This window comes from Priestia koreensis (genome assembly GCF_001274935.1).
GTDB lineage: Bacteria > Bacillota > Bacilli > Bacillales > Bacillaceae_H > Bacillus_AG > Bacillus_AG koreensis.
Window position 1 is genome coordinate 89,039 of the sequence record NZ_LILC01000019.1, and the last position, 19,193, is coordinate 108,231.

Here is a 19,193-nt window from a genome sequence, read left to right on the forward strand (position 1 = left end):
TTCCACGAATGGTGAAGCAAAATCTGTGCTAAATCGACAAAATGCGTTTATTGTAGGCAGTTTTTGATGATGGTAAGATAGAAATAAGAAATTAAAATAAACAGGCGTAACCGTTTTGAAAAGAGGCAGGGGACCAGTTTTGGATCACACAATAAGCGAAAATATAGACCAATGTATCGGCATCAACAGAAATCATCAGTCCATCTATTTATATTGGAGTGCCTCTAGGGAAACACAAACATTACTAAGAAATATGTTTGGATTAACGTGGGTAACATGCACAAAAACGCTCCGGCTGTACGAAGTAACAGGTATTTCATTTAATGGTCATAATGCTCACCAGTTCAAGGATTACGACGTTTCGTCTGATCAATCGTCTTTCTTCATGGATGACCTCGCTAAGGGGGCGTATATGGCAGAAATAGGCATTACGCTGCCAAATGAGCAATACTTTGCTTTGCTTCGTTCTAATCCTGTCTATGTAGATACAGAACGCTCTCATACAAATGAAGGATGGAAGCAGGACGAAGAACCTCCCCCAGCCTGGAAAGAAACGTTCAGTACGTACTCTTGTTATTTAGAAACGAATAAGGTGACTAGCTATGACCCTCACTAATTATATTTTCATTGATCAAGAAGAATGCTATATAAAATACGAGAATGACGAAGAGTTGCTTTTTGAACGCATGTGTCAGGAAGTAGTTGAGAACTATTTTCCTGCGCTAAAGCTGCTAGAAGAACACCCCTCTTCTGAAATGATTCTCGTATTATCTCCCTTTACCATCGCTTTACTTGCACACTCAACAATCCAAGAAAAAATACGCGAGCGAATGTCAACCGATGATGGAAGTACCGTCTTTGAAGCGTGTAGACACGATATATTGGCCACCTTTAAACAATTTATTACAAAAGGGCAAATTACGTTATGCCTGAAGCCATTAACAGGTGTGTATACGCCTTGGCTTTTGACAAAGCAAGCGCTTCAGGCACAAATATCCGATGCATTACGTCTTTGTCAAACATTGTTAGGGTGTAGGCCATCAGCCTTTTACTTTCCTTTTTCTCACTTTGATGATGTAGCAGATTGTGTGATACGAGAAAACGGCGTTCATACCGCATTTTTGGGGATTCGTCGTGATCATGTTGAAACACAACAGCTCCACATTCACGTTTCATCGCTTCAAACGACGCTTGTTTGTTTCGAAGAGGCGAATAACGGCGATGTGATGACAAGCTGTTACCCGTTTATAAATGGACTGCAGCACGAACGAGAACGAGTCAATCCACAAAAAGAAAGTCAGATAACCGAACAAAATGAATGGATCGTCCGAGCGCTTCATTTCATGGAGAGGACGATTGTGGAGCTTGCGAATGACCCAGCGTATCGCTTAGACGAGAAGACGGTGGAGTTTACTGAACTCGTATCGGTATGGATGCTTCTAAGCCACGAGATATTTTTAAAAGAGAAGACCGATCTATCGCAAGGTAGTGAGGAGAGCTATTTTATCTCTCTGCTCACTTATTTTAAAAAGCTAGCTGCTAATGTGCGGCAGGATCGAACAGAATCTTACGTGTCACCGCTGCCGAAATGGCTGTCCTATGTCGCACGTTTTTACGGTGTCGCATCATTCAGACATCCATCTCTTCAGCCGTTCATCCCACCTGCTAAAAAAGAAGGCATGAATATTCTAATGCTTTCATGGGAATTTCCACCATTAGTGGTGGGTGGATTAGCGAGACACGTGTTTGATTTATCGAGAGCACTTGTCAAGCTTGGTCATAACGTGTATGTGATTACGGCTTTTGTAGAAGGCCTTCCATCTTATGAGAGGTTGTATGGGGTTCATGTCTATCGCGTTCGGAGTTTGCAACCTCATCATCAAGATTTTCTCCTATGGGTGAGCAGTCTGAATGTAGCGATGATGAGACAGGGAATGAAGCTTGGAAAGCAAATGTCCTTTCACCTTGTTCATGCGCATGATTGGCTAGTAGGTGAAGCGACGGAGGTTCTTGCAGAACATCTAGCCCTTCCATTTATTACGACCATTCATGCAACAGAGCACGGAAGAAATAACGGGATCTTCACCGAACTACAAAAGACGATCCATGAAAAAGAAGAACGCCTCGTCAAACAGTCGGATGCGCTCATTGTGTGCAGTCAGTATATGAAAGAAGAACTTACACGTTTATTTTATGTTCCAGAGGAGAAAATATCCATTTTCCCAAACGGAATCGACCCAAATATGATGATCTCTCACACGAAACATAGTCAGTTAAAAAAGAAGCATGAGTTATCACAAGGACCGATGTTATTTTCAATTGGCCGAATCGTCTATGAAAAAGGTTTTCAAACGATTATCGAGGCGGCAGAAAACCTAGTGGAAAAATATCCAACAATTCAATTTGTGATTGCTGGGAAGGGGCCGCTTCTCGCAGAGTTTCGCCAGTTAGTAAGTGACAAGCAACTTCAACGAACCGTATTGTTTGTTGGCTATATATCAGATGACGAACGCAATCAGTTTTTATCTCTTGCTGACTATGTACTATTTCCAAGCTTATATGAGCCATTTGGGATTGTAGCTCTTGAAGGAATGGTAGCAAACAAACCAACGATTGTATCTGATACCGGCGGATTAAAAGGCATTGTAGAGCACGGTGTGACCGGTTTGAAAATGACGCCTGGAAGTTCAGAAAGTCTTTGTGAGCAAATTGAATGGCTAATGAGGGATGCAAATCGAGCAGCGGAGATGGCGGCTAGAGGAAAAAAGCACGCGATTACGGAATTTAGCTGGAATAAGGTTGCGATTGATACGAGTGAGCTTTTTAGTTCAGAAATTGGTCATTATCGAAACGGAAAGGGGATATCGACTTGAAGGGAGTCATTTTAGCAGGCGGTAAAGGAACCAGGTTGTATCCTCTGACAAAACATGTGCCAAAGCCTATGCTTTCATTGCTTGGGAAGCCTGTTTTAGAATATACGATCAATCTTCTTAAGGAGTACGGCGTTACAGATATTGTGATTACGCTTGAATATCTGCCAGAAACGGTGATGACTTACTTCGGTAACGGAGAGAAGTGGGGCGTATCTATTCAATATTTTATTGAAGAAGAGCCGCTCGGAACAGCGGGAAGTCTTTCTCATTTAGCTCATTTTCTCACAGAGCCTTTTATTGTGATGAGCGGAGATTCCATTACTGATTTGAATTTAGCAGAAGTGATGGATTTCCACAGTAATCATCACGGGATTATGACGATGGTGACAAAGGAAGTGGAGAATCCCTTTCATTACGGAGTGGTCATTTGTGACGGTGAAGGTCAGGTCGAAAAGGTGATTGAAAAACCAAAGCGTCATGAAGTAATGAGTGATCGAATCAATACAGGTATTTATATTCTTGAACCCCGGGCCCTTTCTTATATTCAAGAGAATCATAAAGTTGACTTTAGCCTTGATGTCATTCCTACGCTCCTTGCGGCAAATGAATCTATTTTTGCTTATTATACAAACCCTTATTGGGTCGATATTGGGCAAGTTAGTCATTATAAAAAAGCGCATTGGGACGTTATGAAAAGGCACCAGTCAAACTACGTAAGGATTGAGGAGAACGTGACGATTGGCGAGGAAGTCATTCTAATTCCGCCGATTTATATCGCAGCCAATACAGAAATTCAAGAACGATCTGTGGTAGGTCCTTACGCTGTAGTGGGCCCTAATTGCCGAATTGGCTCTGATTCTACTGTTCAGTATAGTATTTTGCTAGGACAAAACGACGTACAAAAAGAAAGCCACTTGCACAGCGTCATGATGCACTGCGGAGACCATACGCTCTCTACCATAAAAAAAAGCGGAGAAGATGGCAGTCCTTTTACGTCTAGTGACGGTGGTAAAGGGTTGAGTAGAGGGGAGCCTCTTTTTTCAAAAGGTCAAATGATCAAGCCGCTTTTTCAGATCACGTCAGAATTTCTTATGAGGCTTGGTCAGGCATTTTCTTCTCTGTACACAGCTGGGGCAACGATGTATATTGCCTGTGACGGAGAACGTGACTCGTTTCATATAAAGGAGCTTGTCGCACATTCGCTACAGATTCAAGGCTACGAAATAAGAGATTTACATAGTTTGTCAGTTCCTTGCCTACAGCATATGGTCATGACTACAAAAGCTTCGTTTGGGGTGCATGTTAGCACATCTCGTCATGAAGTGAAGATGGAATATTACCAAGGCAATGGAGAGTTGCTAGAATCAAGCCTAGAATGGCAGCTAGAACAAGCTTTTTGGGCAAATGACCGTTTATATTCCTCTAACCGCGTGGGCTATAAAGAACAGGCTCTCTTTGATCGAGAGGGGTATGTGGATTCACTTGTCTATTCGTTTCACATTCCTAAAATTTTAAGCGTTAATGCGTTTATTGTTGTTAGTTGTCCGTCTTACATGAGGGACGTTTTGCTGCAAATTTGCCGAGATCTTCGCGTCGAGTGTATTCACGTCGCTCCTTCTATTAATGACAAAGAAATGAGCGAGATGATTACGAAGCAAAAAGCGTTTCTTGGAATCAATATTTCTTCGAACGGTGATGAATTTGTTTTGTTTGATGAAACAGGCCGGAAGCTGACGGAAATGGAGATGCTCTCCTTGTATGTGTTAAGTGAATGCATGGTGAAAAATAACGAAGAAATTCCTCTTCCTGTTCACGCACCGTCGACGTTTGATCAGGTGATCGAACATTTTAGATGTACGTCACTACGAACCAAAAAGGAAAAGAGAGATATAATAAGGGCAAGAGCGCCTATTCAGTTTCAGACCGATGCCTTGTACGCGTTATGTCAGCTTTTGGAGCTTATCGCGGTTAAAAATTCGTTTCTTTCTGAATTACTCGCCGACCTTCCTGTTGTGCATATGCTACAAGAACATATCGAATGTCCGTGGGAGGTGCAGGGAAAAGTTCTGCGTAAGTTAAGTGAAGAAGCATTTGATAAGGAGCTTATTGATGGGATCAAAATTTTCCATGATGATGGAAGCTGGACACTCATCTTGCCAGATTCGTATGCACCCATTTTAACAATCTATTCACATGCTACTAATCAGCAAATCGCCGAACAGTCACTTTCGTATTTTATTGAAAAAATAAAAGAATATCAGAGGGTGTGAACAATGGATACTTTATATACGAACTTTAACGAAGAATATATGAGTACGAATAACAGCTGCTTTGATTTTCATGAAATGAAACACACGATCGGACTCTGGATGGACGGAGAATTTGTCTGGATGAATGATTTGCTGTCCAAGGAGCAGGTCGAACGGCGTGGCTTAGACATACAAGCGAACTTTACGACGGCCTTGCTAAATGGATGTGATGTCGGAAAGTTAGTCATGCACATTCATAATGATACAAATGAAGAAAAAGGGATCAAGTTATATATGCAGCAGGAAATCTACCACCAGCTCAGTAACCATATGGCATACTATGCGCCTACGGATCAATATCTTGTTCATGCTCTTCTGAAACACGTGTACGTTTGCAACGGAGCGTTTCAACAAAAAGGAATCATTCAGTACACCACAAAATCACAGAAAAAACATACATTTCCTCATTTATGGGAAAATATAAAAAAAGGTGGACTTTACTATCAGCCTTTATCAACAAAAAATGTAATGAGCGCCTTTACTTTAGAAGGGGAAATACCGCCATTTAGCAGTGTTTCCGCCTCTTATTGGGTGATTAAAAGTCGAAGTAAAGAGGTCGCTTCGACATTAAATAAACTTCTTCGTAAAAACAGGCTGGAATTTATATAAGAAAGATGATATTATAGTAAAGTCTGATTTATGTTTTGATGTTTGGAGGGAAAAATGATGCGTGTGAATATTACATTAGCTTGCACAGAAACTGGTGATCGTAACTACATCACTACTAAAAATAAGCGTAACAATCCTGACCGTCTTGAGCTTAAAAAATATTGCCCAAGACTTAAGAAAGTTACTCTACACCGCGAAACAAAGTAAGCAGTAGGAATTTATTCCTACTGTTTTTTTTTATGCATTTTTAACGAAACGCTATAATAGTTCAGTTAAGAAGATGAAACAGATATAATGGAGCTACGAACACGTACAGCTAGAGGAGAGTGAACAAAGTGAAAAAAGAATTGCGAAGCGCGTTTAAAGCCCGAATGGATGAAATGACGACAGAAGAACTTCATCGCTATTCCGTGCTCATTACAGAGCGTCTAGTAAATAGCTCTTTTTGGGAGAACTGTAAGGTTATTGGATGTACGATCTCTGGGCCAAAAGAGGTTTCAACATTCATGCTTGTTGAAAAGGCGTGGGAGCAAGGGAAAGACATTGTTGTCCCTAAATGCCACCCAAAAACGAAGGAAATGACGTTTCATCGCATTACATCCTTTGATCAGCTTGAAACGGTCTTTTACGGGTTAAAGGAACCGATCGTTGAAAAAACAATCAAGGTTGAGGCAACTCAAATTGATGGAATGATTGTGCCGGGATTATGGTTTGATCACAGCGGGTATCGTGTTGGATACGGAGGCGGCTATTATGATCGTTATTTAGTTCATTATCCGCACAGAACAATCGCTCTGGCGATGGACTGGCAGCTGGTTAATTCCGTTCCTTACGAGAAGCACGATGTTCCTGTTCACCAAATTGTCACGAATGAGACGGTGCTTTATGTGGATTGACATTTTTACCTATGTCATAATCGGAGTAATTGCTTATGCTGGCTATCGTCTTCGTGCACTGACGATCAGCGGAGCCGTCGCTGCTTTCATAACGGGCGTGGCGATCTCGATCGGAGCCGGAATACAGGGACTATTCATTCTCGCACTCTTTTTTGGAACATCCACTCTTTGGAGTAAATACAAAAAACAGCAAAAGAAAGCCGTGGAAGAAAAATTAGAAAAAAGTGATGCAAGAGATTGGGTTCAAGTATGTGCCAATGGAGGGATCGGGGCGCTGTTCGCCTTAGTCTACCGTTTTACGGGTCATTCGCTTTATGAGTGGATGATGATTGTGAGTTTCGCGGCGGCAAACTCAGATACGTGGGCATCTGAAATCGGATCACTTAGTAAAAGCAGGCCGTTTCATTTACTTCGTTTACGAGTGGTAGACCGCGGAACATCCGGGGCGATCTCCGTGCTCGGTACATTCGCTGCTGTTGGAGGGAGCGCTGTCATTGCCTGTGGTGCTTTTTACGTGTTTCCGTCCGTTACATGGCGTGTGGCTCTTTTCATCGCGCTGTTTGGATTTATTGGAAACGTGATTGATAGCGTACTAGGTGCAACCGTTCAAGTAAGCTATCGCTGTCAGGTATGCGGGATAGAAACGGAGCGAACAGAGCACTGTGGGTCTAAAACGGTCTATGCACGTGGAATATCATTCTTAAATAACGATGCTGTGAATGCGCTATCTATTTTATTTGGTACACTAATAGGAGGACTATTCCTATGAATCAACGAACTACTGTAACAGGCGTCATTTTAGCGGGGGGCGAGTCAAGGCGATTTGGCTCACCAAAGGCACTAGCGAAGCTTGGAAATCAAACGTTTATTGAAAGAGCGGTACAGCTTTTGCAGGAGGAAGTGGATGATCTTCTGATTATTGCTCATTCAACGATTGCCTCGACTATTGAGAAGCTCCTGCCATCTGTCACGGTGATCACAGATGTGCCTGATCATGCAGGAAAGGGACCACTTGCTGGTATCTACACAGCGATGGACTATGCGAATTCTCATTGGTACTTTGTAATGCCCTGTGACATGCCTTACCTTTCAAAGGAAAGTATTCGTACATTCTTTTCACATCAGCGTACCGAGGACGATGCGGTGCTAAGCTGTATACATAATCGCACACAGCCCCTTGTAGGCTTGTATCATGAACGAGTCAAGACAACGTTAGAAGATTGCTTGTCTCGTCAGGACCTGCGTGTCATGAAGGCGCTAGATCTTCTAAACGTACACTGGTTAACCGAAAAGCATTTCGATACAAACGTGCAACGCGAATTTCAAAATATCAATACTCCTAATAGCGTAGGGTAACTTTTAAAATTGAATAGTGAATCATGGATAATTGAACCTAAATGGTGGCAGAGTAATGGTAAAAGGAGGTTATAAGCATGCAAAGATTCCTTTTACTGCTGCTAGGATTTGCGGTATTGCTCGTAGGCTTTCGCTTTCGCTACCGATTCGTCAACATCATCTTAGGAAATCCATTTATTCGAGGCTTGGCGGTAAGCTCATTTTTCAAACTTCCATTTGTGCGTGAGAAATTGCTAAACCAAGTGTTTCGCTATTCATGAGAGAAAAAAGAGACCTGTAGGGAGTATTCCCACGGGTCTCTTTTTATGTAAACGAAATCTGATGAAGAGGTGATGAAGTGAGCAGTAGGCAGGAATACATGTATTGGCAAACGATAAGGAAGCTTATTCATGAAAAGAAGTATTCCGTGTTGTCAGTTGCAGAAAACCTTTCTGAAATTTGGCTAGAATCCAAAAAGGAAGCACAGATCGTACGCGTCGTTCGACATACGTTCAACTGGGCGAACGAAATGGAGCATGATGCAAATCAAGTCTATTACGTAGCAGATACATATCGAAAGCGCAGCATGAAGCGCAACCTCCGTCTTGTTAATATTTATATCTCGGATCATGAGCCTGTGAATGATTGGACGGATGTGATAGGTGCTAAAAAAGCCGATCACATTCAAGTTCAAACGTTTTTACTAAGCACAGCAGAACGAGAAAGCTATGAGGACTTGTACCGTCAGCTTCAACTATCGTTATTCATTCCAGAAACGGACGAGTTAGACAGTGACATACGAGCGTTGCAAATGGAAGTTGTGGACGGAATTAACGAGGAGAGGGAAAAAGAGAAGAATTTATTTAATTACTCGAAGCCCTTCTTTTCGTATCTCTTTTTAGCCATTCAAATTGTTATGTATCTTGTGTTGGAATTAAACGGGGGAAGTCAAGATAATAATACGCTCTTGAAGTACGGTGCTAAATTCACGCCATATATTTTAGCAGGAGAGTGGTGGCGTCTTGTCACACCAATTTTCTTACACATCGGCTTTTTACATCTATTAATGAACAGCTTCGCTTTATACTCCATTGGTCCGCTAGTAGAACGTATTTATGGTCGAGCACGCTTTGTCTTTATTTATTTGCTAGCTGGAATTACGGGAGTGCTTGGAAGTATGGTGTTTAGTACCTCGCTTTCTGCAGGTGCTTCTGGGGCCATCTTTGGTTTGTTTGGGGCACTGCTGTATCTAGGCGTGCAGCACAAAGCACTCTTTTTCCGCACGATGGGTGTGAACGTTATTGGCATTATCGTGATTAACTTAATTTACGGATTTAGCGTGTCCGGCATTGATAACGCAGGTCATATTGGAGGAATGCTCGGTGGCTTTTTAGCTGCTGCGATCGTGGCTCTGCCGAAAGATCGAAATAAAGTCCTCCAAATCGGCGCATTTGTTGTGACGGCTTTGCTTGTTGGTGGATCGCTCGTGTATTCCTACAGTGATCAAAATTTAGTGAAAAACGAAGATATGGCTTTTCAATCTACTCAGCAATATGTATCCGAAAACAAGTACGAAGAAGCATTAAAAATTGTGAAGCCTTATGAAGATCGCCATATTAAGAGTGGAAAGATGATGACGGCCCTTGGCGTCATTGAATTTCAAAAGGGAAATATGGATGCGTCTAGAGACGATTTAGAAAAGGCGATTAAATATGATCCGTCATTTGCTCATCCCTATTATGTGCTAGGTGTGATTTATGCAAATGAAGGGGATCTTACTAAAGCAACAGAGTTTGTTCAAAAGGCAGTAGACCTAAATCCTGACGCACAAGGTTACCAAGAATTACTAGATCGACTCAAACAAGAAGTGCCACAAGGAAATTCCTAATAGGGCTTAAGATTCTATTCTTGACGAAGGGATAGGTTCTTTTATACTCTAGTAATGTACTAGTAGCTTATGAAGCATTGATAGGTGACTAAATGAAAACTTTTTATGATGTCCAACAACTTTTAAAAACATTTGGTATCTTCGTCTATGTAGGCGATCGTATCGCTGATTTAGAGATAATGGAAGATGAGCTGAGGGAGCTATATAGCTCTCAGCTTCTTGATGTGAAAGACTATCAAATGGCAATCTTAATCGTTCGACGTGAACGACAACTATTAAAAGATAAAAAGGGATGAATATACGATGGATGAAAAATGGTTAGTAGGTGTCGACTTAGGTGGCACAACAATTAAAATGGCGTTTATTAATTACTACGGTGAAATCCTTTACAAGTGGGAAGTCCCAACGGATAAAACTGAAAACGGACGCAAAATTCCCATTCAGATCGCAAAAGCAGTTGTAACAAAGCTAGAGGAAATTAATGAACCGAAAAGCAGACTTCTTGGTATTGGAATTGGAGCACCAGGTCCGGTCAATGCCGCAAACGGTTCCATTGATGTAGCGGTTAACTTAGGGTGGAAAGATTTCCCGTTAAAAGATATTTTAGAAGTGGAAGTAAACCTACCTGTTGTCGTTGATAACGATGCAAATATTGCTGCAATCGGTGAAATGTGGAAAGGTGCCGGAGAAGGTGCGAAAGAATTGCTAGCGGTTACGTTAGGTACAGGCGTAGGCGGCGGTGTGATTGCGAATGGTCAAATCGTTCACGGTGCGAACGGCGCAGCTGGTGAGATTGGTCATATCGCATCCATTCCAGAAGGCGGTTCTCGCTGTAATTGTGGGAAATCAGGTTGCTTAGAAACCATTTCATCTGCTACAGGAATCGTTCGTGTGGCACTTGAAGAAATCGCTAACACGTCTACACCAAGCGTGCTGAGAGATTTGTATAACGATGAAAAACACTTCTCGTCTAAAACTGTATTCGATGCTGTAAAAGAGAACGATCCGTTAGCTCTTAAAGTGGTGGATCACGTAGCATTTCATTTAGGATTAGCGTTGGCAAACATTGCAAACGGTTTAAATCCTGAAAAAATCGTCATCGGTGGCGGCGTATCCAAAGCTGGCGACACGCTTTTAAAACCTGTTACGGCATACTTCAATAAGTTTGCGTTCCCACGTGTCGCAGACGGTGCGGAATTAACTATTGCAACGCTTGGAAATGACGCAGGTGTCATTGGCGGAGCATGGTTAGCACGTCATAAATTTGGCGGAAACTAATGAAATATGAGGCGAACTCCTTTTAGTGGGGTTCGCTTTTTCTTTTTTTTAGGAAATGTGCATGAAAAAACATACAAATGATGTAAGAAATGAGCGCATTAAGGTCATTCTATATAAGATACCCTTCTGAACGAAGCAGAGGGAAGATCGGAAGGAGGAGACCTATGCGCTTAAAAAAGGATGTACGGAAATTTTCTTTTTTAGGATTCGCTGCATTATTACTTTGGATCAAGACTTACATTGTGTATAAAACGTGCTTTGATATTGATATTGAAAACTGGCATCAGGAACTTATTTTATTTATAAATCCGCTGAGCTTTTTACTTATTCTATTTGGCTTCTCGCTCTTTTTTAAAAGCCAGCGTGCTCACCATCGGTACATAATTATCGCAAGCTTTCTTACATCATTCGTATTAGCGGCGAATGTGATCTTTTATCGCTTTTTTAACGATTTTTTAACGCTTCCCGTGCTGTTTCAAATGAGCAATATGGGAGACTTAGGAGGAAGCGTCGCAGAGCTTTTGAATGTTAGTGATTTTCTTTTATTTAGTGATGTCCTTCTTTTATGGGCTGTGAGCAGATGGAAGCGAAAAGAATCAACGTCTGCGTTTCATGTGCCTTTGAAAATGAAAGCAGCCTTTTATACATGTGTACTAGTCGTATTCAGTACGAACCTAGTGTTATCTGAAGTAGAGCGTCCGGAGCTCTTAACGAGGACATTTGACCGGGAAATCCTCGTAAAAAACCTTGGCACGTACAATTACCACGTGTACGATGCGGTTCTTCAATCAAAATCAAAAGCACAGCGAGCGCTTGCTGATAGCAGTGAGCTTGTGGAGATTCAAAATTATATGCAAGGAAATCACGAAGAAAAAAAGGATTCATTGTTCGGCGTGGCGAAGGGTAAAAACGTAATCGTCATTTCAATGGAATCCACGCAAAGCTTTGTGATTAATCAAAAGGTCAATGGCCAGGAGATTACCCCATTTTTGAACCAATTCATAAAAGAAAGCTACTACTTTAATCAGTTCTATCACCAAACAGGGCAAGGAAAAACGTCCGATGCTGAATTTTTAGTGGACAATTCCCTTTATCCGCTCGGTCGCGGGTCGGTCTTTTTTACGCATGCAGGCAATAAGTATTATGCAACGCCGACCATCCTAAAGCGCCACGGCTATTATTCGGCGGTTTTACATGCAAACAATAAAAGCTTTTGGAACCGGGATATGATGTATCCACAGTTTGGATACGATCGTTTCTTTTCCCTAAGTGATTATGATGTAACGCCCGAGAATTCCGTTGGGTGGGGACTGAAGGATATTCCGTTTTTTGATCAGTCAATGGAATATTTGACGTATATGCCGCAACCGTTTTACGCCAAATTTATTACGCTTACCAATCACTTCCCATTTCAGCTCGGCTTGGAGGATCAGTATATTGCACCTTATACGTCTGACAGTAAAACGCTAAACCGTTACTTTCCGACCGTACGTTATACGGATGAAGCGCTGAAGCATTTCATTACGAAGCTGAAACAAGATGGGTTGTATGATAATTCAATCATTATCATTTACGGAGATCATTATGGTATTTCAGACAATCATCAAGTGTCAATGGGACAATACATGGGAGAAAAGGTGACGCCTTTTTTATCCACACAGCTACAGCGCGTGCCGTTTATTATTCATATTCCAGGAGACCGCTATAAGGGGACGATTACAAACGTAGCGGGACAAATTGATATTAAGCCAACGATTTTACATCTGCTCGGCATTTCGGATGAGAGAGATGTTCGGTTTGGTCATAATCTCTTTTCCCTTCCTGCTAACAACGTGACGGTTCTACGCAACGGTAGTTTTATTACAAACGACTACTTATATACGGATACAAAATGCTACAATCAGCATACCAAAAAAGAAGTTGATAAAAGCTTCTGTAAGCCGTATATGAATCAAGCGAAAAAAGAACTCGAGTATTCCGACAAAATTATTTATGGTGACTTACTTCGGTTTTACAACTAATAATATAGACCGATGAATAGAAACGTGCGGGAAAAACTCATGAAAGCTCCTTCATTTAACATATAAATAAACAAAGATATGAATGAGGTGAGGAGAAAATGACCCGCATTACGAATTCAATGATTCCCTATACGTATGAACGAATGGTTCACGATTTGTATGTATTACAATACCGCTATCCTTTTATGAAGCTTGAAGTCATTGGCAGGAGCGTCCTTGGCTATCCGATCTTTCACGTATTGCTCGGTAAGGGTGAGCGCTCTGTTCACCTAAACGGATCGTTTCATGCGAATGAATGGATCACGACAAATGTTCTCATGCAGTTTATCGAAGAGTATGCAGAAGGAATGAAACAAAGCGAGGAACGTGACGGAGGCGTGACGCTATCGGTTGTACCGATGGTGAATCCCGACGGCGTAAACTTAGTGCTGAACGGACCTCCCTTAGTAGAACCCTATTATTCTCTCGTACAATACGTCAATCGAGACTTTGATGACTTTACAGGATGGAAAGCAAATATAAGAGGCATAGACCTGAACAATCAGTTTCCCGCTTATTGGGATGTTGAGAAAGAACGGAAAATTCCAAAGGAGCCTTATCCGCGGGACTATCCTGGTGAAGAGCCGTTAACAGAGCCTGAGGTACAGGCAATGGCAGAGCTTACAAAACGTTATCAGTTTGATCGTGTGGTCGCCCTTCATACGCAGGGCAAGGAGTTTTATTGGGGATATCTTGGCAAAGAACCTGAAGAATCAGAACGCATTGCGTCAAAGCTTACAGATGTAAGCAGCTATAAGTCCGTGCGAAATGTCGACAGCCACGCAGGGTATAAGGATTGGTTCATTCATGAGTGGAGTCGCCCTGGTTTTACGCTTGAGCTTGGCAAAGGTGTCAATCCTCTCCCTCTGTCTCAGTATCCGGAGATATATCGCGAAACACGGAGCATTCTTTTGGCTACTATTCAAACAAAATAAATGGGATATTGCTGTTTCAATTGGGATTCCTGTGTTAGCATATAGAAGGACAAAAATTAAAGGTGAGTAAACGTGAAAAAACGATATATCCTATATGCTTTTCTATTAATTGTCGTACTCTTAGCAGGGTGTGAACAATCATCTACTAAAAAAGATCCTCAAAAACAAGATCAGTCGACTACGCATCAAACAATACAGAACGTGAAAATAATTTCTGTGCAAAATTCGTCTTTCTATACATTTGCTGATTGGTATGATAATCGGCACGTGTTTTACATTGAAAACCATAACGGGATCTCAACGATCTTTTTATATGATTTATACAACGGAAGTAAAAAAGAGTTTTTTAAAACGCCTCAAAAAGTTATTACGCTGCAAGCGAATCCTTCCCATACGAGATTCGTTCTTTATACAAGCAAGTCAGAGAAAGAAGCATCATTGCTTTTTTTGGATAAAAAGGGAAACGAAATTCACTCCGTTACGCTTCATTCGTTTGATATTCAATATTCCTGGAATCCGACCAAGCCAAGCGAGCTCATCGTTACAGGTTTCGGAGAAGATTGGTCGTTTAATACGTATTTAATCAATATCCAAAAGCATACGAAACAGAAAATCGACATTCCACAGCCGTTCGCACAGTGGTTGAACGGGGAAGAAGTGGTGTATCTAGATTGGAAGAAGGATCAACAAAGTCTTCAGGCGCCTCTTCGTAAAATGAACATGAAAACAGGTAAAACGACAACGCTTGAAAAAGGAGTTGGGACGTTTTCTATGTTTCCAGAAACGCTTCTGGCGGTAAAAGCAATGGAAGACTCGGAGAAAGAAAAGAATGGGACGTATGAGTTTTATTCCTCCAAGTGGCATAAAATGAAGCAGTTTTCTGCGCCGGTGCTTTCTAACTTCTCAGGATGGCTCCTTCCTTACAGTCAGTTTGATTCTCGTCAAGAGGTCTTTTACACGTACGTTCCGTATCAAAAGGGAGATGCAAGTGAATACAAAGGCGGCTTTGATATGGTGTCGTTTTCACTTAAAGACGGTAAAATGAAACGACTTTTTAAAGGCGTAGACAATATTCCTTTTAAACTATCACCTGATGGAACGATGGCGTTATACGGCTATCAGCTAGAAGAAATTATGGATTTAACCAGAAAAGAGAAGCGGATTCTCGCCAATTTCAGCTCCTAAACGAACGAGGCACATGCGATGACATGTGCCTTTTTTAGTTATCGTTTGAATGTATTCTGAAAATTATGATATGTTTATCTTAGGAACAAACAAAGAGAATGATATGGTGAGATGGGAGGAATCACATGAGCAAGCAGTTAGCATATAAAGACGGGGTAGATTTGTTGAAAAACACCTCCTCACAAGGAGAGTTTGGGGACGTTTCTTTCTGGGAAAAGCCAATTCCAGATACGAGAAAGAGCGGTGAGCTAGATCCACGCGTGTATGAAATGAAGCGGAAGGAACGTGCAGCTAGAGAAGAAAAAAAGGAAGAATCAGCTGAAGACGTCTCAATTGAGGCTATTCGTAAGAGTATGGGGTTTCCAAATACGGATGTGACAACGTCTGCGATTCAAGTCCACTATACGTTTGCTAGTGGACGAAGCGGTGATATTCCGATTCGCATTTATACGCCACCGCAAGAAGAGAAAAAGCCGGCAGTCGTCTATTTCCACGGGGGAGGGTTTATCGGGGGAAGTGTCGATGTCGTAGAAAATGCCTGCAAGTTCTTGGCGGAACGTGCAGGTGCAGTCGTTGTTAACGTTGATTACCGGTTAGCACCTGAGCATCCGTTTCCTGCTGGGCTCCACGATTGCTATGACGTTGTTTTATGGGTTCATGAACATGCAGACAAGCTCGGTATTCACTCGGGCGCAATTAGCGTAGCGGGTGACAGTGCCGGAGGAAATTTAGCGAATGGCTGCTCTGTTCTTGATCGTAATTCTGGAAAGTCAATTATCCAATTTCAAGCACTCATTTACCCGGTCGTTTTGCTTGATCGAAAAAACGATCAGCTGTTTCAGTGGGATGTCAGCCATTATGACATTCAAAATGAGGAACATAGAGACCTCATTTTAGCGGACTTAATCGGAATGGAAAACGGAGGAGAGCTTCTAAGTCGTCTGTACTGTAGAGATCATCCTATTACAGATACTCTTCTATCACCGCTGCTTGCAGAGCGTCTAGAGAGTCTACCAGACACGTTAATTGTAACATCGGAATATGATTATCTGCGCTTAGAGGCTGAAGAATACGCCAAGCGACTTACAAAAGCGGGCGTTTCAACCTCTGTTATTCGCTACAAGGGGATGGATCACGCGTTCATCGATAAAATGGGCGTCTACCCGCAGGCAGAAGATTGCATGGAAGAGATTGCGAAGGTTGTTCGGAGCATCGGAAGCGTACGAAAATAGAAAAAAGACAAACCTGAGGGTTTGTCTTTTTGTATGTGCACATTCTGAAGAAGTATTAGTGAACTACAGGATATCCGCTATTAATGACGGTCATCACAGTGAACCATCCAAATACGGCAAGGGTTGCAACTGAAAAAGCTAGGCCGAGAAAGTTTTTATTGCGGAACGCTGAGACGGTTGCAAATAATCCAAGAAGAGCTATTAAACCAAAGATAATGACAGTTCCCATTATGAGTCTCCTTTCAATCAATAGTTAGCGCTTTCTTTTCGTAGATGAGCATTTGCAAAAATTTTCTAACTAGTATTTATTTTAATGGTTTTCCTATATCTTGTCGAGGTGAAAAATGCCTTTTTATCGTAGGGAGAGAAGGTCAAGATGCGAACGATTTTCTAAGAAGTGAGCTTTGTAGTAAAATATGAAGTAATACATAGTGAAATTGGAGGAGAACACATGAAGTATATTCGTATTCCGTTAGGCGCAGTACAAACAAACTGCTATTTTCTTATTAATGATGAAAAAGAATGCTTAATCGTCGATCCAGGAGGCGAAGCACAAAAAGTGTTTCAAACGATCGAAAAGCATAAAGTAAAGCCGCTTGCCATTTTATTAACACACGCTCACTTTGATCACATCGGAGCAGTGGATGAAGTGCGAGAGCGCTACAACCTTCCTGTACATTTGCACCGACTAGAGAAAGAATGGCCAACAAATCCTGAGCTAAACGGCTCTCGCTTTTTCCCACTGGGCGAAATTACCGCCAAACCAGCAACTGATCTGATCCAAGGAGAGGGCGAGCAAACGATTGGCGGCTTCACGTTTCAAATTTTAGAAACGCCTGGACACACGCCTGGGAGCGTATCGTTTTACTTTGCAGAGGAGCGCTGGGTCGTATCAGGTGATGCCCTTTTCGCTCGCAGCATCGGCAGAACCGATTTACCAGGAGGAAATGAACCACAGCTGTTGAAGTCTATTCATGATAAGCTTCTCACTCTTCCAGAGGATACGTTTGTATTATCTGGACACGGTGAAGAGACGACGGTAGAAGAGGAAATGGACGGAAATCCGTTTTTGAACGGATTTTAAATCAGTGAACTAAAGGGGAGTGCCAATGAACGACATTTTGAAACAGCAAATTCGAAATGCTCCTAGGCAATGCATCACATATGCAGCGTACATGAACACCGTTTTATATCATCCTCAGTGCGGCTATTACATGAAGGAACGTGAAAAAATCGGCAGAAACGGGGATTTTTTAACGACCAGCCACTACTCCCCGGTGTTTGGAAAAGTAATGGCAAGACTATTCGCAAGGCTTGTAGAACAGGAGATTGTTGCACCAGAGATTTGTGAAATAGGTGGTGGAGACGGCGCTTTTTTTAAAGCGGTGCTAGACGAATGGAAAGAAATGTCACCGAATACGTACAATTCCCTTCGCTATCATGTGATTGAGAAAAGCCCGGACCACAGGGAACGAGCCGAGGATGGTCGCGTTCAGTTTCATGATCACCTCATGGCCTTTTTTGATCACCGTTCATTCCATGGAATTATTTTTTCAAATGAATGGTTTGATGCGCTTCCTGTACACGTTGTACAAAAGCTAGACGGAGCGCTTTATGAGGTGTTTGTTTCCATGACAGAACACGATGAGTTAATCGAGGTCTATCATCCGTTAGCGAACGAAGAGATCGCAGAGTATATGGAAGTATACGACGTCACGCTATCTGAACAGCAGCGCATTGAAATCCCGCTCGTCATGCTTGAGATGATTACCTACCTCGCAGAGCATACAGAACGGGCAATGGTGTTCACCTTTGACTATGGATATGTAAGGGAGGAGTGGGAAACGCCAGAGCGTCATAGCGGCAGCCTCAGGGGATATTTTAAGCATCAGCTTGTTCGTGATCCCCTGAAGCATCCCGGTGATATGGATCTGACCTCACACATCCCATTTCATACCCTTATCGAAAAGGGAAATGAGGAAGGGCTTCAACTCGTTGATTTTTTACGTCAGGACCAATTCCTCGCAGAAGCTGGATTATTAAAGCTCCTCGTTCCAACGGCGAATCCTGATCCGTTTTCTCGTGAAAGCAAGCAAAATCGCGCTGTGCGCCAGCTTGTCATGGACGGCGGGATTAGCAGCTACTTTCACGTATGTTTGCAACAAAAAGGTCTTTCTCTCACAAGCGAAGAGTGGAAAAAACTTCTTCATCAATAAAAAACAGCGGAAGCAAATGCTTCCGCTGTTTTTTATTCCCCTTGTCCTGGGATCATCATGAATGTCGACCAGTACGTGAAGCCAACGAAGAAAACGGTCAAATAAGCGCCAAAAACATAGATATACATGCGCTCAGATAATTTTAAGAAACTTAAAAAGACAAAAAAACCAGTTTGACCGAGAAAAAGTAGAGCCGCCTTTTCCATGTGTCCAAGATAGAACATAACAGCAAAAATAGCCGTCCAAAATCCCAATACACGGTACATTCGTTCCACGCTGTTCTCCCCCTTTTACAGAATTCCCCTTGTGTAAAAGTCCTCGTATGTAAAATGCTCCCTTAATTATAAAGGAAAATTCACACAATTGTAAATAAGCGT

General features: G+C 42.0%; 20 protein-coding genes. 18 read left to right on the forward strand and 2 right to left on the reverse strand.

All coding sequences use genetic code 11. The features are described from left to right. Positions 1 to 139: 139 nt before the first annotated feature. The 16 genes from AMD01_RS23560 to AMD01_RS14445 all read left to right on the forward strand — a co-directional run bounded on the left by AMD01_RS23560 (position 140) and on the right by AMD01_RS14445 (position 16,600). Positions 140 to 616, forward strand: a complete 477-nt coding sequence (locus AMD01_RS23560) for a DUF4912 domain-containing protein (protein WP_169775969.1) — start codon at positions 140 to 142, stop codon at positions 614 to 616. Beyond that, the gene (locus AMD01_RS14375) at positions 603 to 2,873 is read left to right on the forward strand and encodes a glycosyltransferase (protein ID WP_053402118.1); all 2,271 of its coding nucleotides are present in this window, start codon (positions 603 to 605) and stop codon (positions 2,871 to 2,873) included. Before AMD01_RS23560 ends, AMD01_RS14375 begins: the two co-directional genes overlap by 14 nt. Continuing rightward, on the forward strand, positions 2,870 to 5,143 hold the full coding sequence (locus AMD01_RS14380) for a sugar phosphate nucleotidyltransferase (protein ID WP_053402119.1): 2,274 nt from the start codon (positions 2,870 to 2,872) through the stop codon (positions 5,141 to 5,143). Before AMD01_RS14375 ends, AMD01_RS14380 begins: the two co-directional genes overlap by 4 nt. A 3-nt stretch (positions 5,144 to 5,146) precedes the next feature. Beyond that, entirely contained in the window at positions 5,147 to 5,791 is a 645-nt protein-coding gene (locus AMD01_RS14385; protein WP_053402120.1) for a hypothetical protein, read from the forward strand. A 57-nt stretch (positions 5,792 to 5,848) separates the two neighbouring features. Next, positions 5,849 to 5,998, forward strand: coding sequence for a 50S ribosomal protein L33 (rpmG, locus tag AMD01_RS14390; protein WP_053402121.1), 150 nt, complete (start codon positions 5,849 to 5,851; stop codon positions 5,996 to 5,998). A 128-nt stretch (positions 5,999 to 6,126) separates the two neighbouring features. Next, positions 6,127 to 6,687: a 5-formyltetrahydrofolate cyclo-ligase gene (locus AMD01_RS14395; RefSeq protein WP_053402122.1), complete on the forward strand. Its 561-nt coding sequence runs from the start codon at positions 6,127 to 6,129 to the stop codon at positions 6,685 to 6,687. Beyond that, the gene (locus AMD01_RS14400; protein WP_245638953.1) at positions 6,662 to 7,456 is read left to right on the forward strand and encodes a DUF92 domain-containing protein; all 795 of its coding nucleotides are present in this window, start codon (positions 6,662 to 6,664) and stop codon (positions 7,454 to 7,456) included. Before AMD01_RS14395 ends, AMD01_RS14400 begins: the two co-directional genes overlap by 26 nt. Continuing rightward, positions 7,453 to 8,043 carry a molybdenum cofactor guanylyltransferase gene (locus AMD01_RS14405; RefSeq protein ID WP_053402124.1) on the forward strand — a complete coding sequence of 197 codons (591 nt, stop codon included), beginning with the start codon at positions 7,453 to 7,455 and terminating at the stop codon, positions 8,041 to 8,043. The genes AMD01_RS14400 and AMD01_RS14405 overlap by 4 nt, the downstream gene beginning before the upstream one ends. 77 nt (positions 8,044 to 8,120) lie before the next feature. Beyond that, positions 8,121 to 8,303: a hypothetical protein gene (locus tag AMD01_RS14410; protein WP_053402125.1), complete on the forward strand. Its 183-nt coding sequence runs from the start codon at positions 8,121 to 8,123 to the stop codon at positions 8,301 to 8,303. Between the two features lie 77 nt (positions 8,304 to 8,380). Continuing rightward, on the forward strand, positions 8,381 to 9,910 hold the full coding sequence (locus AMD01_RS14415; protein ID WP_157052745.1) for a rhomboid family intramembrane serine protease: 1,530 nt from the start codon (positions 8,381 to 8,383) through the stop codon (positions 9,908 to 9,910). 92 nt (positions 9,911 to 10,002) lie between these two features. Next, positions 10,003 to 10,206 carry a YqgQ family protein gene (locus tag AMD01_RS14420; protein WP_053402127.1) on the forward strand — a complete coding sequence of 68 codons (204 nt, stop codon included), beginning with the start codon at positions 10,003 to 10,005 and terminating at the stop codon, positions 10,204 to 10,206. A 7-nt stretch (positions 10,207 to 10,213) separates the two neighbouring features. Next, on the forward strand, positions 10,214 to 11,188 hold the full coding sequence (locus AMD01_RS14425; protein ID WP_053402128.1) for an ROK family glucokinase: 975 nt from the start codon (positions 10,214 to 10,216) through the stop codon (positions 11,186 to 11,188). 164 nt (positions 11,189 to 11,352) lie between these two features. Continuing rightward, positions 11,353 to 13,209: an LTA synthase family protein gene (locus AMD01_RS14430; protein WP_053402129.1), complete on the forward strand. Its 1,857-nt coding sequence runs from the start codon at positions 11,353 to 11,355 to the stop codon at positions 13,207 to 13,209. Positions 13,210 to 13,307: 98 nt separating this feature from the next. Then, complete coding sequence (locus AMD01_RS14435) at positions 13,308 to 14,183, forward strand: M14 family metallopeptidase (protein ID WP_053402130.1); 876 nt, start codon at positions 13,308 to 13,310, stop codon at positions 14,181 to 14,183. Positions 14,184 to 14,255: 72 nt separating this feature from the next. Then, positions 14,256 to 15,368 (forward strand): YqgU-like beta propeller domain-containing protein, encoded by a 1,113-nt coding sequence (locus tag AMD01_RS14440; protein WP_053402131.1) that lies wholly within the window; start codon positions 14,256 to 14,258, stop codon positions 15,366 to 15,368. A 125-nt stretch (positions 15,369 to 15,493) separates the two neighbouring features. After that, on the forward strand, positions 15,494 to 16,600 hold the full coding sequence (locus AMD01_RS14445) for an alpha/beta hydrolase (RefSeq protein ID WP_053402132.1): 1,107 nt from the start codon (positions 15,494 to 15,496) through the stop codon (positions 16,598 to 16,600). 55 nt (positions 16,601 to 16,655) lie between these two features. Here AMD01_RS14445 and AMD01_RS23565 read toward each other — a convergent pair whose 3' ends face one another. Beyond that, a complete protein-coding gene (locus AMD01_RS23565; RefSeq protein ID WP_083446561.1) occupies positions 16,656 to 16,829 on the reverse strand; it encodes a DUF2759 domain-containing protein in 174 nt (57 codons plus the stop codon). A 222-nt stretch (positions 16,830 to 17,051) separates the two neighbouring features. Between AMD01_RS23565 and AMD01_RS14450 the strand changes: the two genes are divergently transcribed. Then, entirely contained in the window at positions 17,052 to 17,684 is a 633-nt protein-coding gene (locus tag AMD01_RS14450) for an MBL fold metallo-hydrolase (RefSeq protein WP_053402133.1), read from the forward strand. A gap of 25 nt (positions 17,685 to 17,709) precedes the next feature. After that, positions 17,710 to 18,816: a class I SAM-dependent methyltransferase gene (locus tag AMD01_RS14455; RefSeq protein WP_053402134.1), complete on the forward strand. Its 1,107-nt coding sequence runs from the start codon at positions 17,710 to 17,712 to the stop codon at positions 18,814 to 18,816. Positions 18,817 to 18,848: 32 nt separating this feature from the next. Here the strand turns inward: AMD01_RS14455 and AMD01_RS14460 are convergent, their stop codons facing one another. Further along, the gene (locus tag AMD01_RS14460) at positions 18,849 to 19,091 is read right to left on the reverse strand and encodes a DUF2626 domain-containing protein (RefSeq protein ID WP_053402135.1); all 243 of its coding nucleotides are present in this window, start codon (positions 19,089 to 19,091) and stop codon (positions 18,849 to 18,851) included. Between the last annotated feature and the right edge of the window lie 102 nt (positions 19,092 to 19,193).

Coding starts and splice junctions, on each gene's coding strand:
- AMD01_RS14375 (WP_053402118.1), top strand. CDS start 603: ATGACCCTCACTAATTATATTTTCATTGATCAAGAAGAATGCTATATA.
- AMD01_RS14385 (WP_053402120.1), top strand. CDS start 5,147: ATGGATACTTTATATACGAACTTTAACGAAGAATATATGAGTACGAAT.
- rpmG (WP_053402121.1), top strand. CDS start 5,849: ATGCGTGTGAATATTACATTAGCTTGCACAGAAACTGGTGATCGTAAC.
- AMD01_RS14400 (WP_245638953.1), top strand. CDS start 6,662: ATGAGACGGTGCTTTATGTGGATTGACATTTTTACCTATGTCATAATC.
- AMD01_RS14405 (WP_053402124.1), top strand. CDS start 7,453: ATGAATCAACGAACTACTGTAACAGGCGTCATTTTAGCGGGGGGCGAG.
- AMD01_RS14410 (WP_053402125.1), top strand. CDS start 8,121: ATGCAAAGATTCCTTTTACTGCTGCTAGGATTTGCGGTATTGCTCGTA.
- AMD01_RS14420 (WP_053402127.1), top strand. CDS start 10,003: ATGAAAACTTTTTATGATGTCCAACAACTTTTAAAAACATTTGGTATC.
- AMD01_RS14425 (WP_053402128.1), top strand. CDS start 10,214: ATGGATGAAAAATGGTTAGTAGGTGTCGACTTAGGTGGCACAACAATT.
- AMD01_RS14430 (WP_053402129.1), top strand. CDS start 11,353: ATGCGCTTAAAAAAGGATGTACGGAAATTTTCTTTTTTAGGATTCGCT.
- AMD01_RS14435 (WP_053402130.1), top strand. CDS start 13,308: ATGACCCGCATTACGAATTCAATGATTCCCTATACGTATGAACGAATG.
- AMD01_RS14445 (WP_053402132.1), top strand. CDS start 15,494: ATGAGCAAGCAGTTAGCATATAAAGACGGGGTAGATTTGTTGAAAAAC.
- AMD01_RS23565 (WP_083446561.1), bottom strand. CDS start 16,829: ATGGGAACTGTCATTATCTTTGGTTTAATAGCTCTTCTTGGATTATTT.
- AMD01_RS14450 (WP_053402133.1), top strand. CDS start 17,052: ATGAAGTATATTCGTATTCCGTTAGGCGCAGTACAAACAAACTGCTAT.
- AMD01_RS14455 (WP_053402134.1), top strand. CDS start 17,710: ATGAACGACATTTTGAAACAGCAAATTCGAAATGCTCCTAGGCAATGC.